This is a genomic window from Thauera phenolivorans, from assembly GCF_001696715.1.
Taxonomy (GTDB): Bacteria; Pseudomonadota; Gammaproteobacteria; order Burkholderiales; family Rhodocyclaceae; genus Thauera; species Thauera phenolivorans.
Genome location: NZ_MBFM01000002.1, coordinates 421,321 through 441,645 on the forward strand (window position 1 = coordinate 421,321; position 20,325 = coordinate 441,645).

Consider the following 20,325-nt stretch of genomic DNA (forward strand, 5'->3'; position numbering starts at 1 on the left):
ACTCGACGGCCAGCGCGGGGGTGCCGAGGGCGTCGTGCGAACGACGCATGCCGCGACGGGAGGGGGATTTCTTGTTCTGCTGAACGGCCATGATTAATGCTCCTGATACAAATGTTTGCGCCTAGTTCTTGCCCGTGCCGCGTAGCGCGGACAGCTTGGCAAAAGGCGATTCCTTTACCGTTCCGCCGTCGGGGCGGAGCGAATCACAGTTTTGGTGTCGTGGTGCGATCGGCAGCGCAAGCAGGATTTCGTCCTCGACCAGACCGAGCACGCCGAGTTCGCCATCCACCTCGATCGCATCGACCTCGTCGTCTTCCAGCTCCTCTTCCGGGATCGGCTGGCCCGAACGCACCGGCTGCAGCACGCTGTCGAGCTGGAGCGGCCAGGCGATCGCGCCGAGGCAGCGCTGGCAGCGCAGATTCAGCACGCCCTGCGCCGTCAGCCGCAACTGCGGCCTGCGCTCGGCATCGAGCCGGCCAACGATCCCGAAGACCACCGTCCCGCTGTCGTCCGCGAGCGCATCCGCGAGACGGACGAGCCGTGCAACAGCCACCGTCCCGGACAGGCTTCGGCCTTCGGCCGCGAACCGGAACGGGTCGGCAATGTAAGAGGATTGAACGCTTTGCTCCGACATAAGCGCGTGAGTATATCAATTTTTTCGACTAGCCAAACGAAAATCGACGCCGATGCATGACCGGCGGAATCGGCGGGTGCGACAATCACGGGTCTCCCCCAACGCCCGACCGTCAGATCCGATGAAACTGGTCCTCGCCTCCACCTCCGCCTATCGCCGCATGCTGCTCGAGCGCTTGCAGCTGCCCTTCGAAACCGCCCGACCCGAAACCGACGAGACCCCGCTCCCGGGCGAGGCTCCGACGGCCACCGCCGAACGGCTCGCGATCGCGAAGGCATGCGCGGTCGCCGCCGCCCACCCCGACGCGCTGATCATCGGCAGCGACCAGGTGGCCCACCTCGGCGACGAGGTGTTCGACAAGCCGGGCACCGAGGCCGGCGCAATCGCGCAGCTGCAGCTCATGCGCGGCCGCACCGTCGCCTTTCACACCGCGCTCGCCGTGCTCAATACGCGCAGCGGACGCATCCAGTGCGAGGCAGTGCCCACCCTGGTGCGCTTTCGCGAACTCGGCGACGAGGAGATCCGGCGCTACGTCGCGAAGGAAAGACCGCTCGACTGCGCCGGCAGCGCCAAGGTCGAAGGGCTCGGCATCACCTTGCTCGACGCACTGTCGGGCGACGATCCCACCGCGCTGATCGGCCTGCCGCTGATCGCGCTGTCGCGCATGCTGCGTACCGAAGGGGTGGAACTGCCATGAACGCAGGCGCGCCCGGCAAGGCCCTCGGCACCCTCTTCCTGATTCCCGTCGGTCTCGGCGAGGCCCCGTGGTCGAGCTTCGTACCCGCCCAGGTGCAGGCGATCGCTGCCGGCCTCAGGCACTTCGTCGTCGAGACCGCGCGCTCGGCGCGCGCCCACCTCAAGCAGCTCGACTACCCGCACCCCCTGCGCGAGACCGACATCCGCGAACTGCCGCCCGTCGGCGGCGCCGGCGAGCAGGCCGCGCTCGACGCCCTGCTCGGCCCCGCGCTCGCCGGCATCGACCTCGGCCTGATGTCCGACGCCGGCTGCCCGGCGGTGGCCGATCCCGGCGCCCGCCTGGTGGCGCGTGCCCACGCGCTCGGCGTCCGCGTGGCGCCGCTGGTCGGTCCGTCCTCGATCCTGCTCGGCCTGATGGGCTCCGGCCTCAACGGCCAGAGCTTCGCGTTCCACGGCTACCTGCCGGTCGCCGAGAGCGAGCGCGACGCGCGCATCCGCACCCTCGAGGAGGAGTCGCGCCAGTTGCAGCGCACCCAGATCTTCATCGAGACGCCCTACCGCAACGAGCGCCTGGTCGACGCCCTGCTCAAGCACTGCAAACCGCACACCCGGTTGTGCATCGCGTGCGACCTCACCACCGCCGAGGAATTCCTCCACACCCGCACGATCTCGGCGTGGCGCAAGGCACCGCCGGCGAAGCTTGCGAAACGGCCCGCGCTCTTCCTGCTGCTAGGCTGAAGCTTCAGGTGTGCGTGCGCAGCCAGGCGGCGAAGGCCGCCGGGGTGTCGAGGCAGGCGAGCGGCGACTCGGCCTGCAGCGCCGCCGCCGGATGGGCGCCGAAGCTGACCGCCAGCGCGGCGACGCCGGCGTTCCTCGCCATCTGCAGGTCGTGAGTGGTGTCGCCCACCATCAGGGTGCGCGCGGGATCGACCCCGAGTTCGCCCATGATCTCCTCGAGCATCGCCGGATGCGGCTTCGAGAAGCATTCGTCGGCACAGCGCGTGCTGTGGAAGAAGGGCCCGAGCCCCGAGTGGGCGAGCGCACGATCGAGCCCGACCCGGCTCTTGCCGGTCGCCACCCCGAGCATCCGACCCGAATCAGCGAGCCAGGCGATGGTGTCGGCGACTCCGGGGAACAGACCCAGTTCGTGGTCCGACGACAGGAAGTGGTGGCGATAGCGCTCGGAGATCCTCGGATAGTCGCGCTCGGCCAGCCCCGGGGCGACATGGCGCAGCGCGTCGATCAGGCCGAGCCCGATCACGTAGCGGGCATCGTCCTCGCTCGGCTCGGGCAGCCCGAGATCGACGCACGAGGCCTTCATCGCACGCACGATCGCGCCCGCGGAGTCCATCAGCGTGCCGTCCCAGTCGAAGACGATCAGTTCGAAGCGTTCAGCCATTTCTCTTGCCTTGTGACCCTTTCTGCTCCGCATCCAGGCGGTCGACGAAATCCTGCAGTTCGGCCGGCAGCTTCGCCTCGAAGGACAGCCGCTCCCCGCTCAGCGGATGGGCGAAGGACAGCTTCGCCGCGTGCAGGAACATCCGCTTCAGCCCCTCGCCTTCGAGCCGCTTGTTGAGCGCGAAGTCGCCGTACTTGTCGTCGCCGCACAGCGGAAAGCCGAGATGGGTCAGGTGCACGCGGATCTGATGCGTGCGACCGCTGCGGAGTTCCACCTCGACCAGACTGTAGTCGGCCCATCGCTTCACCAGCCGCACGATGCTGTGCGAGGGCTTGCCTTCCTCGCTCACCCGCACCCTGCGCTCGCCTTCGGCAGTCAGGTACTTGTGCAGCGGCGCCTTCACGTGCTGGAGCGGATTCGACCACCGACCGGCCACCAGCGCGAGATAGCGCTTCTCCATGCGGCTCTCGCGCATCATGTCGTGCAGCACGGTGAGCGCCGAGCGCTTCTTGGCGACGATCAGCAGGCCGGATGTCTCCCGATCGAGCCGGTGGGCGAGTTCGAGCATGCGCAGCTCGGGGCGCTGCGCGCGCAGTTGCTCGATGACCCCGTAGCTGACCCCGCTGCCGCCGTGCACCGCCTTGCCCGCGGGCTTGTCGATGACCATCAGGGCGTCGTCCTCGTACACCACCGGCAGCGGCTTGCCGGCCGGCGCAGGGGCGCTGCGCACCGGCTCGGCGATACGGATTGGCGGGATCCGCACCTCGTCGCCCACCGCGAGGCGATAGGTCGCCTGCACCCGGCCGCCATTGACCCGCACCTCCCCGCTTCGCAGGATCCGGTAGACGTGACTCTTGGGCACCCCCTTGGCCAGCCGCAACAGAAAATTGTCGATCCGCTGCCCGGCCGCGGTCTCGTCGATGCGCTCATGGCGCACTGCAATGGCTTTGCCTTCGGTCATCATCATGCAATATACTTCCGCCCGGCTGAATCCGGTCAAGGCCAGCATTGATCCACCGCCGCGAGTGCGGATGGAAATGTCCGGCGATGAGCTTCCAGAAGTGCTCCCGGCCAGCCAGCGCATTCCAGGCCGCGCCCGAAAAAGGCGTCGATGGTAACGCAATCGCGAAACTTCGATCCACCCATTTGGATTTAGACGCGCAACACATACGCAGGATCAAATGTTCCGGCCGTCCGGCGGCAATGCCCCGGCAGGCGGGAACACGAGAATTTCGACCAGCCCGACCCATCAGAGCCCAGATAGACATCACCGGATGAAAGCAGCCCTACCCAATCGCTCCTGATCCCGGAAAGCGCGATGGTGCGCGCCGTTCGTCCTGCCCGTGTGATTTGCGCGGGAGAACGACACAAATGAAGCGCATGCTTTTCAACGCGACGCAGGCCGAGGAACTGCGCGTCGCAATCGTGGACGGTCAGAAACTGATCGACCTCGATATCGAGTCGGCCGCAAAAGAAGAACGCAAGAGCAACATCTACAAGGCGGTCATCACCCGCATCGAGCCCAGCCTCGAAGCGGCCTTCGTCGACTACGGCGCCGATCGCCACGGTTTCCTGCCGTTCAAGGAAATCGCGCGCTCCTACTTCCAGCCCGGCGTGGACGCGAGCAAGGCGTCCATCAAGGAAGCGCTGAAGGAAGGCCAGGAGCTGATCGTCCAGGTCGAGAAGGACGAGCGCGGCAACAAGGGCGCGGCGCTGACGACCTACATCTCGCTCGCCGGCCGCTACCTCGTGCTGATGCCGAACAACCCGCGCGGCGGTGGCGTTTCGCGCCGCATCGAGGGCGAGGAGCGCGCCGAGCTGCGCGAGAACATGGACCAGCTCGAGGTCCCCGGGGGCATGAGCCTGATCGCGCGCACCGCCGCGATCGGCCGTAGCGCCGAGGAGCTGCAGTGGGACCTCAACTACCTGCTGCAGCTGTGGCGCGCGATCGAAGGCGCCGCCCAGGGCCAGTCGGGCGCTTTCCTGATCTACCAGGAAGGCAGCCTGGTGATCCGCGCGATCCGCGACTACTTCCAGCCCGAGATCGGCGAGATCCTGATCGACACCGACGACATCTTCGAGCAGGCCACGCAGTTCATGGCCCACGTGATGCCGAACAACGTCAGCCGGGTCAAGCGCTACGCAGACGACGTGCCGCTGTTCTCCCGCTTCCAGATCGAGCACCAGATCGAGTCGGCCTATTCCCGCCAGGTGAGCCTGCCCTCCGGCGGCGCGGTGGTGATCGACCATACCGAGGCCCTGGTGTCGGTCGACGTCAACTCCGGCCGTGCCACCAAGGGCGCCGACATCGAGGAGACCGCCTTCCGCACGAACTGCGAGGCCGCCGACGAGATCGCCCGTCAGCTGCGCCTGCGCGACCTCGGCGGCCTGATCGTCATCGACTTCATCGACATGGAGTCGGCGAAAAACCAGCGCGAGGTGGAAAACCGCCTGCGTGACGCCCTCCGCCACGACCGTGCGCGGGTGCAGACCGGCAAGATCAGCCGCTTCGGCCTCCTCGAACTGTCGCGCCAGCGCCTGCGCCCGGCGCTCGCCGAGACCAGCTACATCACCTGTCCGCGCTGCAACGGCACCGGCCACATCCGCAGCACCGAATCTTCCGCGCTGCACATCATCCGCATCCTCGAGGAAGAGGCGATGAAGGAAAACACCGGCGCGGTGCACCTGCAGGTGCCGGTCGATGTCGCCACCTTCCTCCTCAACGAGAAGCGGACCGACATCGCCCACATCGAGATGCGCCACAAGGTGCAGCTCATCATCGTGCCGAACCGCCACCTCGAGACGCCGGCGCACGAGATCATCCGCCTGCGCCACGACCAGCTCAACGCCGAGGACATCGCGCTCGCCAGCTACCAGATGGTGCATAAGCCGGAAGAGGCCACCGTCGGCCTGCCGGTGCCGGGCAGCGAGAAGCCGGTGCGCCAGGAAGCCGCGGTCAAGGGCATCTCGCCGGGACAGCCTGCGCCCACGCCGGCGCCCGCCGCGCCGGTCGCCGAGGCGGCAGCGCCCGCGGCGGTCGCGAAGGAAGGCCTGTTCGCCCGCATCATGCGCTTCCTGCGCGGCGAACCCGCCCCGGTGGCGGCGCCCGCAGCCGTGGCGGAGGCCCAGCCCAAGCGCGAGCAACGAGCACGCGGCGAGCGCAACGGCGACCGTCGCGGCAACGGCGGCCGCAGCCGTCGCAACGAGGGCGAAAGTCGCAGCAATCGTGGCGAGCGCGCCGAAGCGGGCGAGCGCCCGCAGCGCACCGCGCCGCAGGCGGACAGGGCCGAACGCGGTGAGCGCCAGGAACGTGGCGAGGGCGGACGCGGCCGCGGACGCAGTCGCGGACCGCGCAGCGATGAAGCCGGCAGCGAGCGCAACGGCGCTGAGCGTGCGGGCGAGCGCCAGCCGCGCGGCGAACGGGGCGCGAGCCGCCAGGCCGACAAGGCCGCCGAACCGATCACCGAGGAAATCACCCTCGCGGCGGGCGCCGCTGCGGTCGCGGTGAGCCTGGTGCCGGAGGAAGAAACGCCGGCAATCGAGGCGCGCGGCGACGAAGAGGTCGGCCAGCCCACCGAAAAGCGCCGCCGCCGCGGCCGTGGTCGTGGTCGTCGCGCGGGTGAAGGCCCGGTCGCAGCAGACCAGACCGAAACCGCAACCGAAGCGGCGGACGAGGCGGCGACGCCCGAGGCCGCAGCCGAGGAGGCCCCCCTGCCTGTGGCCGCAGCCCGTGCCGAAACGATCGTCGCCGAAGCCGGCACCGCGCCGCTGCCGGTGGTGGTGACTGCCGAGCCGACAGCCGCCGACGCCGTGCAGGAGCAGCCGGCGGAGCCGCAGTCCGCGCAACAGGAACCGGTCGCGTCGGCACTCGAGCCGAGCGCCGCGGAACCGGCGGTCGTCGAGTCCGCGGTCGAGATCGAGCCCGCTCCCGTGGCGGTCGCAGCCGCCGAGGAAACCGTGACCGCTGCCGTCGACCCCGCGCCGGAGGCCGAGCTTCCCCAGCCTGCCGTGGCCGAGGAAGCCGTGCAGACCGAGCCCGAAGTCGAGGTCGTGGCGCAGGCCGCTGCCCCCGAAAGGCCCGTCGTGGCAGAGGCCGAGGCCCCGGCGGTGGCAGTGGAGGCGCCGGCGTCCGAGGCCGCGGCCGTCGCGGCGGCGGCCACCCCGACCGCTCCCGGCCCGATCGTGGTCGACGAGGCGGCCGAATCCAGTGGCCTGGTGCTGATCGAGACCGACAGCAGCAAGCTCGCCGCCTTCGGCACCGGTGAACCCGAAGCGCCGCAGAAGCTCGGCCGCAAGCCGCGTCCTGCGCCGGTGATCGTCGAGGAAGCGCTGCAGCAGGTGGAAACCCACAAGTAAACCAGCAGCGCTCACACCGAAAAGGCCATCCCGCGGGATGGCCTTTTCTTTGTCTCCACCCCGCGTCCGTTCGACGGGCGCCGGCGCAGCTCAGCGGGCGTGCGCCAGGTGGTCGAGCAGCCCGGTGACCGCGTGTTCGCACAGGTCGAGGACGAGGTCGAAGCCTTTCGCGCCGCCGTAGTAAGGATCGGGCACCTCGTCGAACTCGCTGTCCGGCGCGTAGCGCAGGAACAGGTCGACCCGCGGCCGGTATACCTCGGGGCAGGCGGACTTCATGATCTTCAGATGGCCGTGGTCCATGGCCAGCAGCAGGTCGAAGCGTTGATAGTCCTGCGCCATCAGCTTGCGCGCCCGCAGCCCGCTGAGATCGTAGCCGCGCTTGGCCGCCGCCTGCACCGCCCGCGGATCGGGCGGCTCGCCGACGTGGTAGCCGTACGTCGCCGCCGAATCGACCTCGACCAGGTGCTGAAGCCCTCCGGTCTCGATGAAGTGGCGCGCCACCCCTTCGGCGGTGGGCGATCGGCAGATATTTCCGGTACAAACGAACAGAACCCGTTTCATCTTTCTCCCTCAGGTCGCATCGTGACGGTCGGCGCCGAAAGCCCGTTCGCGCAGGCGGAAGAGCTCGTCGCGGGCGGCCGCCGCCTTCTCGAATTCCAGGTTGCGGGCGTGCTCCTGCATCTCCTTCTCGAGCCGCTTGATCGTGCGCGCGAGCGCCTTCTCATCCATTGTCCCGTAGTCGGCCCCCTTCTCCGCCACGCGGGCGCTGTCGCGCTTCGCGCCGTCGTCGCCGTAGACACCGTCGATGATGTCCTTTATTCGCTTGGTCACCGATTTCGGCACGATGCCGTTGGCCTCGTTGAAGGCGATCTGCTTCTGGCGGCGACGCTCGGTCTCGCCGATCGCCGCCTTCATCGAGTCGGTGATACGATCGGCATAAAGGATGGCGGTGCCGTGCAGGTGGCGCGCGGCGCGGCCGATGGTCTGGATCAGGGAGCGCTCCGAGCGCAGGAAACCCTCCTTGTCCGCATCGAGGATCGTCACCAGCGACACCTCGGGAATGTCCAGGCCCTCGCGCAGCAGGTTGATGCCCACCAGCACGTCGAACTCGCCGAGACGCAGGTCGCGGATGATCTCCACCCGCTCCACGGTGTCGATGTCCGAATGCAGGTAGCGCACCCGGATGCCGTTGTCGGCGAGGTAGTCGGTGAGGTCCTCGGCCATCCGCTTGGTGAGCACGGTGACCAGCACACGTTCGTTGATCTCGGTCCGCTTCTTGATCTCGCCGAGCAGGTCGTCCACCTGCGTTATCGCCGGGCGCACCTCCACCACCGGATCGATCAGGCCGGTCGGGCGCACCACCTGCTCCACCACCTGGCCCTGGTGCTCTGCCTCGTACTTCGACGGCGTCGCCGAGACGAAGATGGTCTGCGGCATCAGGCGTTCGAACTCGTCGAACTTCAGCGGGCGGTTGTCGAGCGCCGAGGGCAGGCGGAAGCCGTAGCCGACGAGGTTCTCCTTGCGCGAGCGGTCGCCCTTGTACATGCCGCCCACCTGCCCGATGGCGACGTGCGACTCGTCGATGAACATCAGCGCGTCCTGCGGCAGGTAGTCGATCAAGGTCGGCGGCGGCTCGCCCGGGCCGCGGCCCGACAGATGGCGCGAGTAGTTCTCGATACCCTTGCAGAAGCCCATCTCGTTGAGCATCTCGAGATCGAAGCGGGTGCGCTGCTCGATGCGCTGCGCTTCCACCAGCTTGCCCTCGCGCTGGAAGAAGGCCACCCGCTCGCGCAGTTCCTCCTTGATCGCCTCGATCGCCTTCAGCACGGTGTCGCGCGGCGTGACGTAGTGGCTCGACGGATACACGGTGAAGCGCGCCAGCTTGTGCTTCAGATGCCCGGTGAGCGGGTCGAACAGGGTCAGGTGTTCGATCTCGTCGTCGAACATCTCGATGCGCACCGCGAGTTCGGCGTTCTCCGCCGGGAAGATGTCGATCACGTCGCCGCGCACGCGGAAGGTGCCGCGGCGGAAGTCGATGTCGGCGCGGGTGTACTGCATCGCCACCAGGCGCTGGATCAGGTCGCGATGGGCGACGCGCTCGCCTTCGCGCAGGTGCAGGATCATCGCGTGGTAGTCCACCGGGTCGCCGATGCCGTAGATGCAGGACACGGTGGCGACGATGACCACGTCGCGCCGCTCCATCAGGCTCTTGGTCGCCGACAGCCGCATCTGCTCGATGTGCTCGTTGATCGACGAGTCCTTCTCGATGAAGAGGTCGCGCGAAGGCACGTAGGCCTCGGGCTGGTAGTAATCGTAGTAGCTGACGAAGTACTCGATCGCGTTCTCCGGGAGGAACTCCTTGAACTCGGCATAGAGCTGCGCCGCCAGCGTCTTGTTCGGCGCCAGCACCAGCGCCGGCCGCCCCATGCGGGCGATGACGTTGGCCATGGTGTAGGTCTTGCCCGAGCCGGTGACGCCGAGCAGGGTCTGGAACATGAGCCCGTCCTCGACACCCTCGCACAGCAGGCGGATCGCCTCGGGCTGGTCGCCGGCAGGTGGAAACGGCTGATGCAGGCGGAAGGGGCTGCCCTCGAAGCTCAGCACCGTCGAAGCGGCCGATCCTTCCGGCTGGACCGCCGGCCCCGCACTTTTGCCTTGACTCGTCATGCTAAAATTCCCGCTTGATTTTCGGCCGCACGCACCAGGTGGGTGCGTGCGCGAAAACGCTGATTATTTCCCAAATCGCGCCACAAGGCACGGCAGACTGCCCACCGCACGGCGCGAGCGAACCGCCAGCACCCTGGCCCTACTGGAGTCGATATGACCGCTTCGATCTTCGCCGCCGTCGAGATGGCACCCCGTGACCCGATCCTTGGCCTCAACGAGGCCTTCGCCGCCGACGGCCGCGCGGAGAAGGTGAACCTCGGCGTGGGCGTCTATTACGACGACAACGGCAAGGTCCCGCTGCTTGCGGCCGTTCGCACTGCCGAGAAGGCCCGCCTGGAGGCCCAGCCCCCGCGCGGCTATCAGCCGATCGAAGGTCCCGCCGCCTACAACAACGCGGTGCAGAACCTGCTGTTCGGCAAGGACTCCGCCCTCATCGCCGAAGGCAAGGTCGTCACCGCCCAGGCGCTCGGCGGCACCGGCGCGCTGAAGATCGGTGCCGACTACCTGAAGCGCCTGCTGCCCGGCGCCACGGTCTACATCTCCGACCCGAGCTGGGAGAACCACCGCGCCCTGTTCGAGGCCGCCGGTTTCCCGGTCGAGAACTACCCCTACTACGACGCCGCAACCCGCGGGGTCAACTTCGCCGGCATGAAGGCCAAGCTCGACGCCCTGCAGCCGGGCTCGATCGTCGTCCTGCACGCCTGCTGCCACAACCCCACCGGCGCCGACCTCAGCGACGCGCAGTGGGACGAGGTCGTCGCCGTGTGCCGCGAGCGCGGCCTCGTGCCCTTCCTCGACATGGCCTACCAGGGCTTCGCCGACGGCATCGAGCCCGACGCGGTCGCGGTGCGCGCCTTCGCGGCGAGCGGCCTGCAGTTCCTCGTTTCCAGCTCCTTCTCGAAGAGCTTCTCGCTCTACGGCGAGCGCGTCGGCGCGCTGTCGATCATCACCGCGAGCAAGGACGAGTCGGCGCGCGTGCTGTCGCAGCTCAAGCGCGTGATCCGCACCAACTACTCCAACCCGCCGACCCACGGCGGCGCGATCGTCGCCGCGGTGCTCAACTCGGCCGAGCTTCGCCAGATGTGGGAAGACGAGCTCGGCGGCATGCGCGAGCGCATCCGCGCCATGCGCACCGGCCTGGTCGACCAGCTCAGGGCCGAAGGCGTGGCCCAGGACTTCTCCTTCGTCATCAAGCAGCGCGGCATGTTCTCCTATACCGGCCTCACCGCCGACCAGGTCGAGAAGCTGAAGTCGGACTTCGGCATCTACGCCGTGTCCACCGGCCGCATCTGCCTGGCTGCGCTGAACTCGAAGAACATCGGCTATGTCGCCAAGGCGATCGCGCAGGTCGCGAAGGGCTGAAATAAGCTGTCATGAATGTTGACGCCCGGCCGCGCCTTGCCTAGAATTCGCGGCTTCTTTCCCCGATAGCTCAGTCGGTAGAGCGACGGACTGTTAATCCGCAGGTCCCTGGTTCGAGCCCAGGTCGGGGAGCCAAGTTTCAAGGCGCGATGCCACCTCAGTGTGGCGTCGGGCTGGCAGCACAAAGCGTAGAGCAGGAGTTTTTCCCCGATAGCTCAGTCGGTAGAGCGACGGACTGTTAATCCGCAGGTCCCTGGTTCGAGCCCAGGTCGGGGAGCCAGAAAATGAAAAAAGCCAATCCTCCGGGGTTGGCTTTTTTCTTTTCTGCGCGGCGGGCCGAAGACTCGCGCTTGCAGTACAGCCGCTTCCTGCGCCATCGTGAAGCCTGCGGGCAAGGCCCCGCCTGTTCCTCCCCCCCGCAAGCGCGCGTCGCGCCTCGCCTGCGCAAGCCCAGCACCGTCGGAGACCGATCATGCAGCCAAGAGACCTCGCCTCACCCCTTCTCGCCGCCGCGGCCTGCGCCGCCGTGCTCGCCGGCTGCGCCAGTGCCGAGATGAGCAGCGAGTGGAAGGATGGCAGCTTCGGCACGGGCTTCGGCACCGGCACCGGCATGGTCGTCGTTTGCCAGCCGGGCAACGATGCCCTGCGCCGGGTATGCGAGGACGGTTGGGCGCGCCGGCTCGCCGCCGAGCGCATCACCACGCTGCGCAGCTATTCGCTGCCCGGTTTTCCGCCCGACGCCGAACTGACGCCGGAGCGAATCGCCGTCGCGGCGCGCGACAGCGGCGCACGGGCGGTCGTCACGATGCGTCTCGCGCCGAGCGGCGCCACCGTCGTCAGGCCAGGTCCCCAGTTCGGCTTCGGCATCGGAGGCGGCAGCGGCGGCTATCACGACGGCTTCAGCTTCGGGGGCATCGGCATCTCCTTCCCGCTGGGGGGCGCGAGCGTGACCCACGGCATGGACTCGAGCACCACGCTGCTCGACGTCGCGCGCGGCTCGGTGGTGTGGGCGGGCTCGGCCCGCGCCCGCGCCGACGACGACCTCGACGCCCAGGTGGCGGCGCTGACCGGGATCACCCTCGAGGCGATGAAAGCGGCCGGCGTGATTCGCTGAGCCGCAATATCGAACAGGATTTCCTACGCCCCCATGACAGGCATCAAGTCCCTTCTCGCCGCCTGCGCGGCCGCGCTCTCCCTGACGGTCCAGGCGGGCGAGATCACGGTGGCCGCGGCCGCCGACCTCAAGTTCGCGATGGACGAGATCGTCGCCGCGTTCGGGAAGGCGAACCCCGGCGACCGCGTGCAGCCGGTCTATGGCTCCTCGGGCAAGTTCCACACCCAGATCCGGCAAGGCGCGCCCTACGATCTCTACTTCTCCGCCGACATCGCTTACGCACACGGACTGGTCGAGGCCGGCTTCGCCGCCTCCAGGGTGAAGCCCTACGCCGTCGGCCGCATCGTACTGTGGAGCGCCGGTGTGGATGCGAGCGGGATGACGCTCGCGGACCTCGCCGATCCGCGCATCGCCCGCATCGCGATCGCCAACCCGAAACACGCGCCCTACGGCAAGCGGGCGGTGGAAGCGCTCAAAGCCGCCGGCGTGTGGGCGCAGGTCGAGCCGAAGCTGGTCTATGGCGAAAACATCGCGCAGACCGCGCAGTTCGTGCAGACCGGCAACGCCCAGGTCGGCATCATCGCCCTCTCGCTCGCGCTCAACCCCGAGCTCGCCCGCCGCGGTGGCTACTGGCTGATTCCCGACAGCCTGCACCAGCCGCTCGAACAGGGCTTCATCATCACCAGGCGGGCCCAATCCAGTGCGCTTGCGCAGCGCTTCGCCGACTACATGGCGAGCCCCGGGGCGCGCGCGGTGATGCGCGATTACGGCTTCGTGCTGCCCGACGAGCGCTGACTCGCGTTCCCTCTGGGTAGGCCCGCTCGGGCAAGGAAGCGCGAGCGGTGCAGGTCCCGCGCAGGCTGGCCGAGCCCGGCATGTGATCCCGGGAACGCCGCACCGTTCCCCGGTTGCCGGTACCCGCCCGGCGCCCTCAGCCGCCGTGGCGCTGGCGGTGCTGGCGCGAACCGGCTGTCGACTTGCCGCTGTCCTCGTGCGCGTGGCGCGCCTCGGTCATCTCGGCGAGCACGGTCGCCACCTTGTGGTTCAGCGTGCCGCGCGGGATCACGCCCTTCGCGTCCGGCTCGCCGGCGGGCACGCCGGTGAGCACGCTCATCGCCTCGTCCACCGTATTGATTGCGTAGATGTGGAACCGCCCCTCGCCGGCTGCGGCGACGACGTCCTCGCGCAGCATCAGGTGGCGCACGCTCGCCGCCGGGATCAGCACGCCTTGGCTGCCGTCGAGGCCGCGCGCCGCGCAGAGATCATAGAAGCCCTCGACCTTTTCGTTCACCCCGCCGATGACCTGCACCTCGCCGAACTGGTTCACCGATCCGGTAATCGCGAAGCGCTGCTGGATCGGGATCTGGGTCAGCGCCGAGAGCAGCGCGCACAACTCGGCGAGCGAGGCCGAGTCGCCCTCCACCGGCGCGTAGGACTGCTCGAACACCAGGCTCGCCGACAGCGACAAGGGCTGGTGGCGGGCGTAGCGCGAGGCGAGGAAGGCGGACAGGATCAGCACCCCCTTGGAGTGGATGGCGCCGCCGAGCTCGGCCTCGCGCTCGATGTCCACCACGTCGCCCTCGCCCAGGCGCACGGTCGCGCTGATCCGCACCGGATGGCCGAACTGCTCGCCCGCGAGCTCCACCACCACGAGGCCGTTGATCTGCCCGGCGCGCGCGCCCGAGGTGGCGATCAGCGTGGTGCCGTCGAGGATGGATTCGCGCACCCGGGTGGGATAGCGGCTGCTGCGCCGCGTGCGCGCGGCGAGCGCGGCCTCGACATGGGCACGCTCGATGGTGGCGGCGTCCGCGAGCCCGGCGTGGTAGTCGGACTCGCGCATCAGGTCGGACAGCGAGCGGGTGTTGAGCGACAGCCGGCCGGCGTCCTCGGCCAGGCGCGCGCCCTGCTCCACCAGGCGGGCGACGCCCGAGCGGCCGATCGGACGCAGCGCGGCGGCCTTGCCCAGCATCGCGATCAGGCGCGCGTATTCGCACTCGGTGGCGGGCGTGCGCGGCAGATCGTCGTCGAAGTCGGCGGCGACCTTGAACAGGTCGGCGAAGTCGGGGTCGTGATCCATCAGCAGGTAGTAGACCTCGCGGTCGCCCACCAGCACCACCTTCAGCTCGCACGGGACGGCTTCGGGCTCCAGCGTCAGCGCGCCGCTCCAGCCCTGCGCCTCGGCCGGCGGCTCGATGCGGATCTCGCCCGCGCGCAGGCTGCGCTTGAGCCCTTCCCAGGCAAAGGGCTGGGTCAGCAGGCGCTCGGCGTCGAGCACCAGGTATCCGCCATTGGCGCGATGCAGCGCGCCCGCGCGAATCAGGTTGAAGTGGGTGACCTGGTTACCCTGTTGCACCACATGCTCGATGCGGCCGATCAGGTTGCCGTAGCCGGGATTGTTCTCGAACACCACCGGCGCGCCCTGCGAGCCGGCATGATCGACCAGCAGCTTGACCTGGTAGCGGTGGAAGCGGGTGTTCTCCTCGGTCTCGGCGATGCCCTCCTCTTCCTCCTCGTCGGGCACGATGCCGTCGACCGCATAGTCGAGGACGTCGCGGCTAACCGCCTCGAAGAAGCCGAGCACCTCGGGCAGATCGGCGAAGGCCGCGCGCGCCTCGCGCAGCAGGTGGGCCACCGCCGGGCCGAGCGCATCGTTCTCAGCGCGCACGATCGATTCGCGCAGTGCCTTGCGCCAGCCCGGCACCTCGTTGAGCAGGTCCTCGAGCCTGTCGCTCCAGGCCATCACCTTCTGCTCGATCGCGTTGCGCTCCGCTTCGGGCAGGGCCTCGAAGGCCTCGGGCGACAGCGCCTCGCCGTCGCGCACCGGGGCGAAGACGAAGCCTTCAGGGGTCTGCAACAACGAGATCCCCTCCGCCGCGCAGCCGTCGCCGATCGCCCGCAGGGCGGCTTCCTCGCGCGCCTTGTGGTTGTTCTGCAGCGCCTCGATGCGGTCGGAATGAGTGTCGCTGCCGAGCGCGGCGTTGATCGCCGGCCCGAGTTCGCGGATGAACGTGGTCATCAGCGCGCGCAGGGTCGCGCCGCGTCCGGCGGGCAGCGTCAGCAGGCGCGGGCGCAGCGGCTCGTCGAAATTGTGCAGGTAGCACAGATCGGGCGGCACCGGCTCGGCCGCTGCCCGCTCGCCCAGCAGGCGGAAGGTGGTGGCGTGCTTGCCGGTGCCGGTCTCGCCGAGCACGAAGACGTGGTAGCCGGTGTGACCCATCGCGAGGCCGAAGTGCAACGCCTCGACGGCGCGGGCCTGGCCGAGGTCGCCCGGATGGGGCACGAGTTCATTGGTGGTTTCGAAATCGAAGCAGGCGGGATCGCAGCTGGTGCGCAGGGCCGCAGCGGGCAGCGGCGCAAGGTCGGACATGTTTCTTCTTCTCCCGGGGGCCGGAACGGCGCTGTGGCCATGATACACGCGCGCCCGCGCGGCCGCCGCGAAGCCCCTGACCCTTACGGCTTGCGCGCTGTCCAAGCTGTGCCGATAATCCCCCGTCGAGCCAGGCAGGACGCCATGAAAGTCATCCCGATCAACGACGCCAGGACGCTCGCGCCGCAGGCCGGCCCCACGCCGCCCGCCGGCGCCCCCCTGGTCGACCGCCGCGGCCGCAGCCTGCGCGACCTGCGCATCTCGGTCACCGACCGCTGCAACTTCCGCTGTGTGTACTGCATGCCGCGCGAGGTGTTCGGCAGCGACTACCCCTTCCTCGCGCGCCGCGAGTTGCTCAGCTTCGAGGAGATCGCGCGTGTGGCGCGGCTGTTCGTCGCCCGCGGCGTGCGCAAGATCCGCCTCACCGGCGGCGAGCCGCTGCTGCGCAAGGACATCGAGCGCCTGGTGGAGATGCTCGCCGCCCTCGACGGCGTCGAGCTCACGCTCACCACCAACGGCGTGCTGCTGCGCAAGATGGCACGCCGCCTGAAGGAGGCCGGGCTCACACGCGTCACCGTCAGCCTCGACGCGCTCGACGACGCCACCTTCCGGCGCATGAACGACGCCGACTATCCGGTCGAGAAGGTGCTCGACGGCATCGCTGCGGCCAAGGAGGCGGGCCTCGGTCCGGTCAAGGTCAACATGGTGGTCAAGCGCGGCACCAACGACCACGAGATCGAACCGATGGCGGATTATTTCCGCCACAGCGGCCACATCCTGCGCTTCATCGAATTCATGGACGTCGGCGCCTCCAACGGCTGGAAGATGGATGAGGTGCTGCCCTCACGCGAGGTGGTCGAGCGCATCGGTCGCCGCTTCCCGCTCGAGCCCGTCGATCCGAACTACGCGGGCGAGGTGGCCGAACGCTGGCGCTATGTCGATGGTGGCGGCGAGATCGGCGCGATCTCGTCGGTGACCCACGCCTTCTGCGCCGCCTGCACCCGTCTGCGCCTGTCCACCGAGGGCCGGCTCTACACCTGCCTGTTCGCCCAGTCCGGTCACGACCTGCGCAGCCTGCTGCGCGGAGGCGCCGACGATGTACGCCTCGACGCAGCGATCGCAGCCGTGTGGCAGGGCCGTGAAGACCGTTACTCCGAGATCCGCACCGCAGAGACCGCCGCCCTGCGCAAAATCGAGATGTCCTACATCGGCGGCTGAGCGGCCGCGGCCGTCGGCCTGCCCCGACAACAGGAGATACCGATGATCGATCTGTACACCGCCGCGACACCCAACGGCCACAAGATCTCGATCGCACTCGAGGAACTCGGCCTGCCCTATCGGCTGAACGTGCTCGACCTCACCACGGGGGAGCAGAAGGCACCTGCCTTCCTCGCCATCAACCCCAATGGCCGCATCCCCGCGATCGTTGACCGCGAGGCCGACGACTTCGCGGTGTTCGAATCGGGTGCGATCCTGATCTACCTCGCGGAAAAAACCGGCCGACTGATGCCGCGGGACGCCAAGGGACGATCCCAGGTGCTGCAGTGGCTGATGTTCCAGATGGGCGGCGTCGGCCCGATGATGGGCCAGGCCAACGTATTCTTCCGCTACTTCCCGGAGAAGATCCAGCCTGCGATCGACCGCTATCAGGGCGAGACGCTGAGGCTGTTTCGCGTGCTCGACACCCACCTGGCCTCCCACGAGTACCTCGCCGGCGACTACTCGATCGCCGACATCGCCAACTGGGCCTGGGTCCGCACGCATCGCTGGTCGGGTGTCGAACTCGACGGCCTGCCCCACCTGAAGCGCTGGCGCGACAGCATCCGCGCGCGCCCGGCGGTGCAGCGCGGCATCGAGATCCCGCCCTCGAGCATCGACCTGGAGAGCGACGGCGAGGACAAGGCGCGGGAATTCTCGGAGAACGCCCGCGCCATGGTCGAGACCGGCCAGTCGCGCAGCGGCGGTGTGTGAACATGTCCGATGACGACGAACAGAAGAGGAAACGCATGAAGCTCTACGTATCGCCGCGCGCACCGAATCCCCGCCGGGTGCAGATGTTCATCGCCGAGAAGGGCCTGGAGGGCATCGAGGAGGAGGTGGTGGAGATCGGCCGCGACGAGCACAAGTCGCCCGCCTACCTCGAGAAAAGCCCGTTTGCGAAGCTGCCGGTGCTCGAACTCGACGACGGCCGGGTGCTCGGCGAAACGCGCGCGATCTGCACCTTCCTCGAGGGCGTTCAGCCCGAGCCGAACCTGATGGGGCGGGACTTCGAGGAGCGCGCCTTCATCGAGATGGCCGACCGCCGCGCGGAGCTCTACCTGTTCGGCACCATCGCCAACTGCATCCGCCACACCCATCCTGGCCTGGCGCCGCTCGAGCAGCCGCAGTTCGCCGATTTCGGCCGCTCCCAGGGCGAGAAGATGCGCGATGTCGCACGCTGGTTCGATGCCGAGCTGGGCCGCCAGCCCTACGTCGCGGGCGAGCGCTTCACGATCGCGGACATCACCGCCTTCTGTGCGCTGGAATTCGCCCGCGGCCTGATGAGGTTCCGCCCCGGCCAGGAGGGCATGCCCCGGCTGCAGGCCTGGCGCGACCGCCTCGCCGAGCGGCCGTCGGCGCAGCGCTAGGCCGGACGACCGCCGGCGCCGCTCACAGCTTGGCGCACTGGTCTTCCTTGTCGCCGGCGACCTGGTTGTCGCGGCCGCTCGGTGCAGGACGGTTCTCCCTGCACTCGAGATTGCCGCCGACCTCGTTCGCCGACACCGCCACCGCGCCGCTGTTGCCGAACAGCTGCAGGTTGCCGCGCACGACGTTGCCGAGTGCATGGGTCTCGCGCCGGTTGCCTTCCAGCATCAGGTCGCCGCGGATCACCGAGTCGACCACCCTCGCCACCTCCCCCTGCCGCACCTTCAGGTTGCCGCCGATCCGGGAGGTGTGGCCGATCGCCACCAGTTTCGCATCCCGCGCATACACGCTGCCGTCGACCCATATTCCGTTCGCATGAAGGGTGGCACCGCGCCCGACGCGCACGTTGCCCTTGATCCAGGTGCCGGTGAGCTTGCAGGTCGCGCCCTCGGGCACGCGCACGTGTTCGACCCGGACCCGCCCCAGTTCGCCCACGCAGCTGCGCTCGGCCGCGACCGCCGCGCCCGGCCCTACCGTCATCACCATCGCCATCGCAACCAGCCACCGCCTCCCTGCCCGTCCCGCCCTCAACTCGCTTCCCTCCCAGATGAACCGCGACGCATGGCCTTTGCCCACGCGCCAGCGGCCAAGCCGCGCGCAATGCCGCAACGATACTCCTGCGCCCTTGCGAATGGCGCATCCAGGCGTTGCAAGTCGTTGCCGCCCGGGCACTACGACCGCGATCGCGCACAGGGGTGCGCTCCTGCAATGCCCGCGGCCGACGCCCCCGATGCAGGAGCCCCGCCCCCAGGGCGATAACAGCCTTCATCGCCTGCACGGCCGGGGCGTGTCGCACCGGATCACCGTGCAGGCAGGACGGCGTCGCCCTCGCTGCGATTCTCGCTGCCCTCCAGGCCGTCCAGCTCGTCGAGCTGGGCCGACTCTATCCGGTGGAAATGGGCGCTGATCTTGCGGCTCGAAGTCTGCACGTCGGCGACGTCGCGGCGGGCCTGGTCGATGTGGCGGGCGAGCGCGCCCATGCGGTCGTCGAGGCGGTGGAAGTCCTTCGCCAGCTTGCCGAGCGCATCCTGGATGACATGGATCTGCTTGCGCGTCTCGACGTCTTTGAGCACCGCGCGCGCGGTGTTGAGCACCGCCATCAGAGTGGTCGGCGACACGATCCACACCCGCTTCTGCTGCGCGTAGGCCACCACCTCGGGGTGGTAGGCGTGCACCTCGGCGAACACCGCTTCGGCGGGCAGGAAGAGCACCGCGCCGTCGGAGGTGACACCGTCGAGGATGTACTTGGAGGCGATCGCATCGACGTGGCGGCGCATGTCGACACGGAAGGCCTGCTGCGCCGCGCGGCGATCGCCTTCGGCGAGCGCCGGCTCGAACATGCGATGGTAGTTTTCGAGCGGGAACTTCGCGTCGACCGCCACCTTGCCCGTCGGCTCGGGCAGCTCGAGCAGGCAGTCCACACGCGTGCCGTTGGGCAGCGTGGCCTGAAAGGCGTAGGCGTCGGGCGGCAGCGCATTGCGCACCAGGGCCTCGAGCTGCACCTCGCCGAAAGCGCCGCGCGCCTTCTTGTCGCCGAGCAGCTCCTGCAGGCTGACCACATTCACCGTGAGCCCGTCGATCTTGCGCTGCGCCTCGTCGATCGTCGCCAGCCGCGCCATCACGCTGGCGAAGGTTTCGTTGGTCTTGCGAAAGCCTTCGTCGAGCCGCTGGTTAACGTGGCCGGCGAGCGTCTCCAGGCGGCCATCCACGCTGCGGGTGAAGCTGTCGATGCTGCGCGCGAGCTGGGCGGAAGCGGACGACAGACCGCGCTGGAGCAGTTCCCGGTCGGCGCGCGCATGCTCGCCGATGCGGTCGGTCTGGCGCCCGAGGCCGTCGTGCAGGTCACGCAGCACTTCTCGATGCTGCACGTTGAGTTGCTGCTCGAGCTGCTCGGCCAGCTGCAGCCCGATCTCGTCCTGCAGCATGCGCGCCGCACGCGCCTGGCGCCAGAGTGCGAAGACCTGCAGCAGGCAGACCAGCAGCAACAGGCCGCCGAGCACCAGCTCGGCCAGCGAGAACCGCTCGAGCATCGTCAAACCGACGCC

18 protein-coding genes and 2 tRNA genes are annotated in these 20,325 nt (G+C 68.7%); 11 read left to right on the plus strand and 9 right to left on the minus strand.

The annotated features are described in order from the left end of the window. The coding region (gene rpmF / locus BB334_RS17470; protein WP_108722493.1) for a 50S ribosomal protein L32 at window positions 1-91 on the minus strand (91 nt) is incomplete at its 3' end. Window positions 92-121: 30 nt separating this feature from the next. After that, window positions 122-634, minus strand: a complete 513-nt coding sequence (locus BB334_RS05455) for a YceD family protein (protein WP_068805354.1) — start codon at window positions 632-634, stop codon at window positions 122-124. 121 nt (window positions 635-755) lie between these two features. Between BB334_RS05455 and BB334_RS05460 the strand changes: the two genes are divergently transcribed. Both BB334_RS05460 and BB334_RS05465 read left to right on the plus strand, forming a co-directional pair. After that, on the plus strand, window positions 756-1,331 hold the full coding sequence (locus tag BB334_RS05460) for a Maf family protein (protein WP_068805357.1): 576 nt from the start codon (window positions 756-758) through the stop codon (window positions 1,329-1,331). Beyond that, window positions 1,328-2,068, plus strand: a complete 741-nt coding sequence (locus tag BB334_RS05465) for an SAM-dependent methyltransferase (protein WP_068805361.1) — start codon at window positions 1,328-1,330, stop codon at window positions 2,066-2,068. The genes BB334_RS05460 and BB334_RS05465 overlap by 4 nt, the downstream gene beginning before the upstream one ends. A gap of 4 nt (window positions 2,069-2,072) precedes the next feature. Here BB334_RS05465 and BB334_RS05470 read toward each other — a convergent pair whose 3' ends face one another. Together BB334_RS05470 and BB334_RS05475 are read right to left on the minus strand one after the other, a co-directional pair. Then, window positions 2,073-2,729, minus strand: coding sequence for an HAD-IA family hydrolase (locus BB334_RS05470; RefSeq protein ID WP_068805363.1), 657 nt, complete (start codon window positions 2,727-2,729; stop codon window positions 2,073-2,075). Beyond that, complete coding sequence (locus BB334_RS05475; protein ID WP_068805366.1) at window positions 2,722-3,696, minus strand: RluA family pseudouridine synthase; 975 nt, start codon at window positions 3,694-3,696, stop codon at window positions 2,722-2,724. Before BB334_RS05475 ends, BB334_RS05470 begins: the two co-directional genes overlap by 8 nt. Before the next feature lie 404 nt (window positions 3,697-4,100). Here BB334_RS05475 and BB334_RS05480 point away from each other — a divergent pair, with 404 nt between their 5' ends. After that, a complete protein-coding gene (locus BB334_RS05480; RefSeq protein ID WP_068805369.1) occupies window positions 4,101-7,085 on the plus strand; it encodes an Rne/Rng family ribonuclease in 2,985 nt (994 codons plus the stop codon). 90 nt (window positions 7,086-7,175) lie between these two features. Here the strand turns inward: BB334_RS05480 and BB334_RS05485 are convergent, their stop codons facing one another. Together BB334_RS05485 and uvrB are read right to left on the minus strand one after the other, a co-directional pair. Beyond that, on the minus strand, window positions 7,176-7,646 hold the full coding sequence (locus BB334_RS05485; protein WP_068805371.1) for a low molecular weight protein-tyrosine-phosphatase: 471 nt from the start codon (window positions 7,644-7,646) through the stop codon (window positions 7,176-7,178). Window positions 7,647-7,655: 9 nt separating this feature from the next. Next, on the minus strand, window positions 7,656-9,752 hold the full coding sequence (gene uvrB / locus BB334_RS05490) for an excinuclease ABC subunit UvrB (RefSeq protein ID WP_068805373.1): 2,097 nt from the start codon (window positions 9,750-9,752) through the stop codon (window positions 7,656-7,658). Window positions 9,753-9,905: 153 nt separating this feature from the next. Here uvrB and BB334_RS05495 point away from each other — a divergent pair, with 153 nt between their 5' ends. From BB334_RS05495 to modA, 5 genes are all read left to right on the plus strand, one after another. After that, window positions 9,906-11,114, plus strand: coding sequence for an amino acid aminotransferase (locus BB334_RS05495; RefSeq protein ID WP_068805376.1), 1,209 nt, complete (start codon window positions 9,906-9,908; stop codon window positions 11,112-11,114). A 59-nt stretch (window positions 11,115-11,173) separates the two neighbouring features. Further along, window positions 11,174-11,249, plus strand: a tRNA-Asn gene (locus tag BB334_RS05500). Window positions 11,250-11,318: 69 nt separating this feature from the next. Further along, a tRNA-Asn gene (locus BB334_RS05505) sits at window positions 11,319-11,394 on the plus strand. A 192-nt stretch (window positions 11,395-11,586) separates the two neighbouring features. Next, a complete protein-coding gene (locus tag BB334_RS05510; RefSeq protein ID WP_068805379.1) occupies window positions 11,587-12,228 on the plus strand; it encodes a hypothetical protein in 642 nt (213 codons plus the stop codon). Between the two features lie 33 nt (window positions 12,229-12,261). Continuing rightward, window positions 12,262-13,023, plus strand: coding sequence for a molybdate ABC transporter substrate-binding protein (modA, locus tag BB334_RS05515; RefSeq protein WP_068805382.1), 762 nt, complete (start codon window positions 12,262-12,264; stop codon window positions 13,021-13,023). 136 nt (window positions 13,024-13,159) lie between these two features. Here modA and BB334_RS05520 read toward each other — a convergent pair whose 3' ends face one another. Beyond that, window positions 13,160-15,595 (minus strand): Lon protease family protein, encoded by a 2,436-nt coding sequence (locus BB334_RS05520; protein ID WP_068805385.1) that lies wholly within the window; start codon window positions 15,593-15,595, stop codon window positions 13,160-13,162. Between the two features lie 144 nt (window positions 15,596-15,739). Between BB334_RS05520 and moaA the strand changes: the two genes are divergently transcribed. From moaA to BB334_RS05535, 3 genes are read left to right on the plus strand one after another with little or no spacing between them, the layout of a single operon-like run. Next, window positions 15,740-16,813 carry a GTP 3',8-cyclase MoaA gene (moaA, locus tag BB334_RS05525; RefSeq protein WP_068805389.1) on the plus strand — a complete coding sequence of 358 codons (1,074 nt, stop codon included), beginning with the start codon at window positions 15,740-15,742 and terminating at the stop codon, window positions 16,811-16,813. Between the two features lie 42 nt (window positions 16,814-16,855). Then, window positions 16,856-17,566: a glutathione S-transferase family protein gene (locus BB334_RS05530; RefSeq protein WP_068805392.1), complete on the plus strand. Its 711-nt coding sequence runs from the start codon at window positions 16,856-16,858 to the stop codon at window positions 17,564-17,566. A gap of 2 nt (window positions 17,567-17,568) precedes the next feature. Continuing rightward, entirely contained in the window at window positions 17,569-18,222 is a 654-nt protein-coding gene (locus BB334_RS05535; RefSeq protein WP_232756656.1) for a glutathione S-transferase family protein, read from the plus strand. A 22-nt stretch (window positions 18,223-18,244) separates the two neighbouring features. Here BB334_RS05535 and BB334_RS05540 read toward each other — a convergent pair whose 3' ends face one another. Continuing rightward, window positions 18,245-18,760: a hypothetical protein gene (locus BB334_RS05540; protein WP_232756657.1), complete on the minus strand. Its 516-nt coding sequence runs from the start codon at window positions 18,758-18,760 to the stop codon at window positions 18,245-18,247. A 320-nt stretch (window positions 18,761-19,080) separates the two neighbouring features. Further along, complete coding sequence (locus BB334_RS05545; protein ID WP_068805397.1) at window positions 19,081-20,310, minus strand: DNA recombination protein RmuC; 1,230 nt, start codon at window positions 20,308-20,310, stop codon at window positions 19,081-19,083. Window positions 20,311-20,325 lie beyond the last annotated feature (15 nt).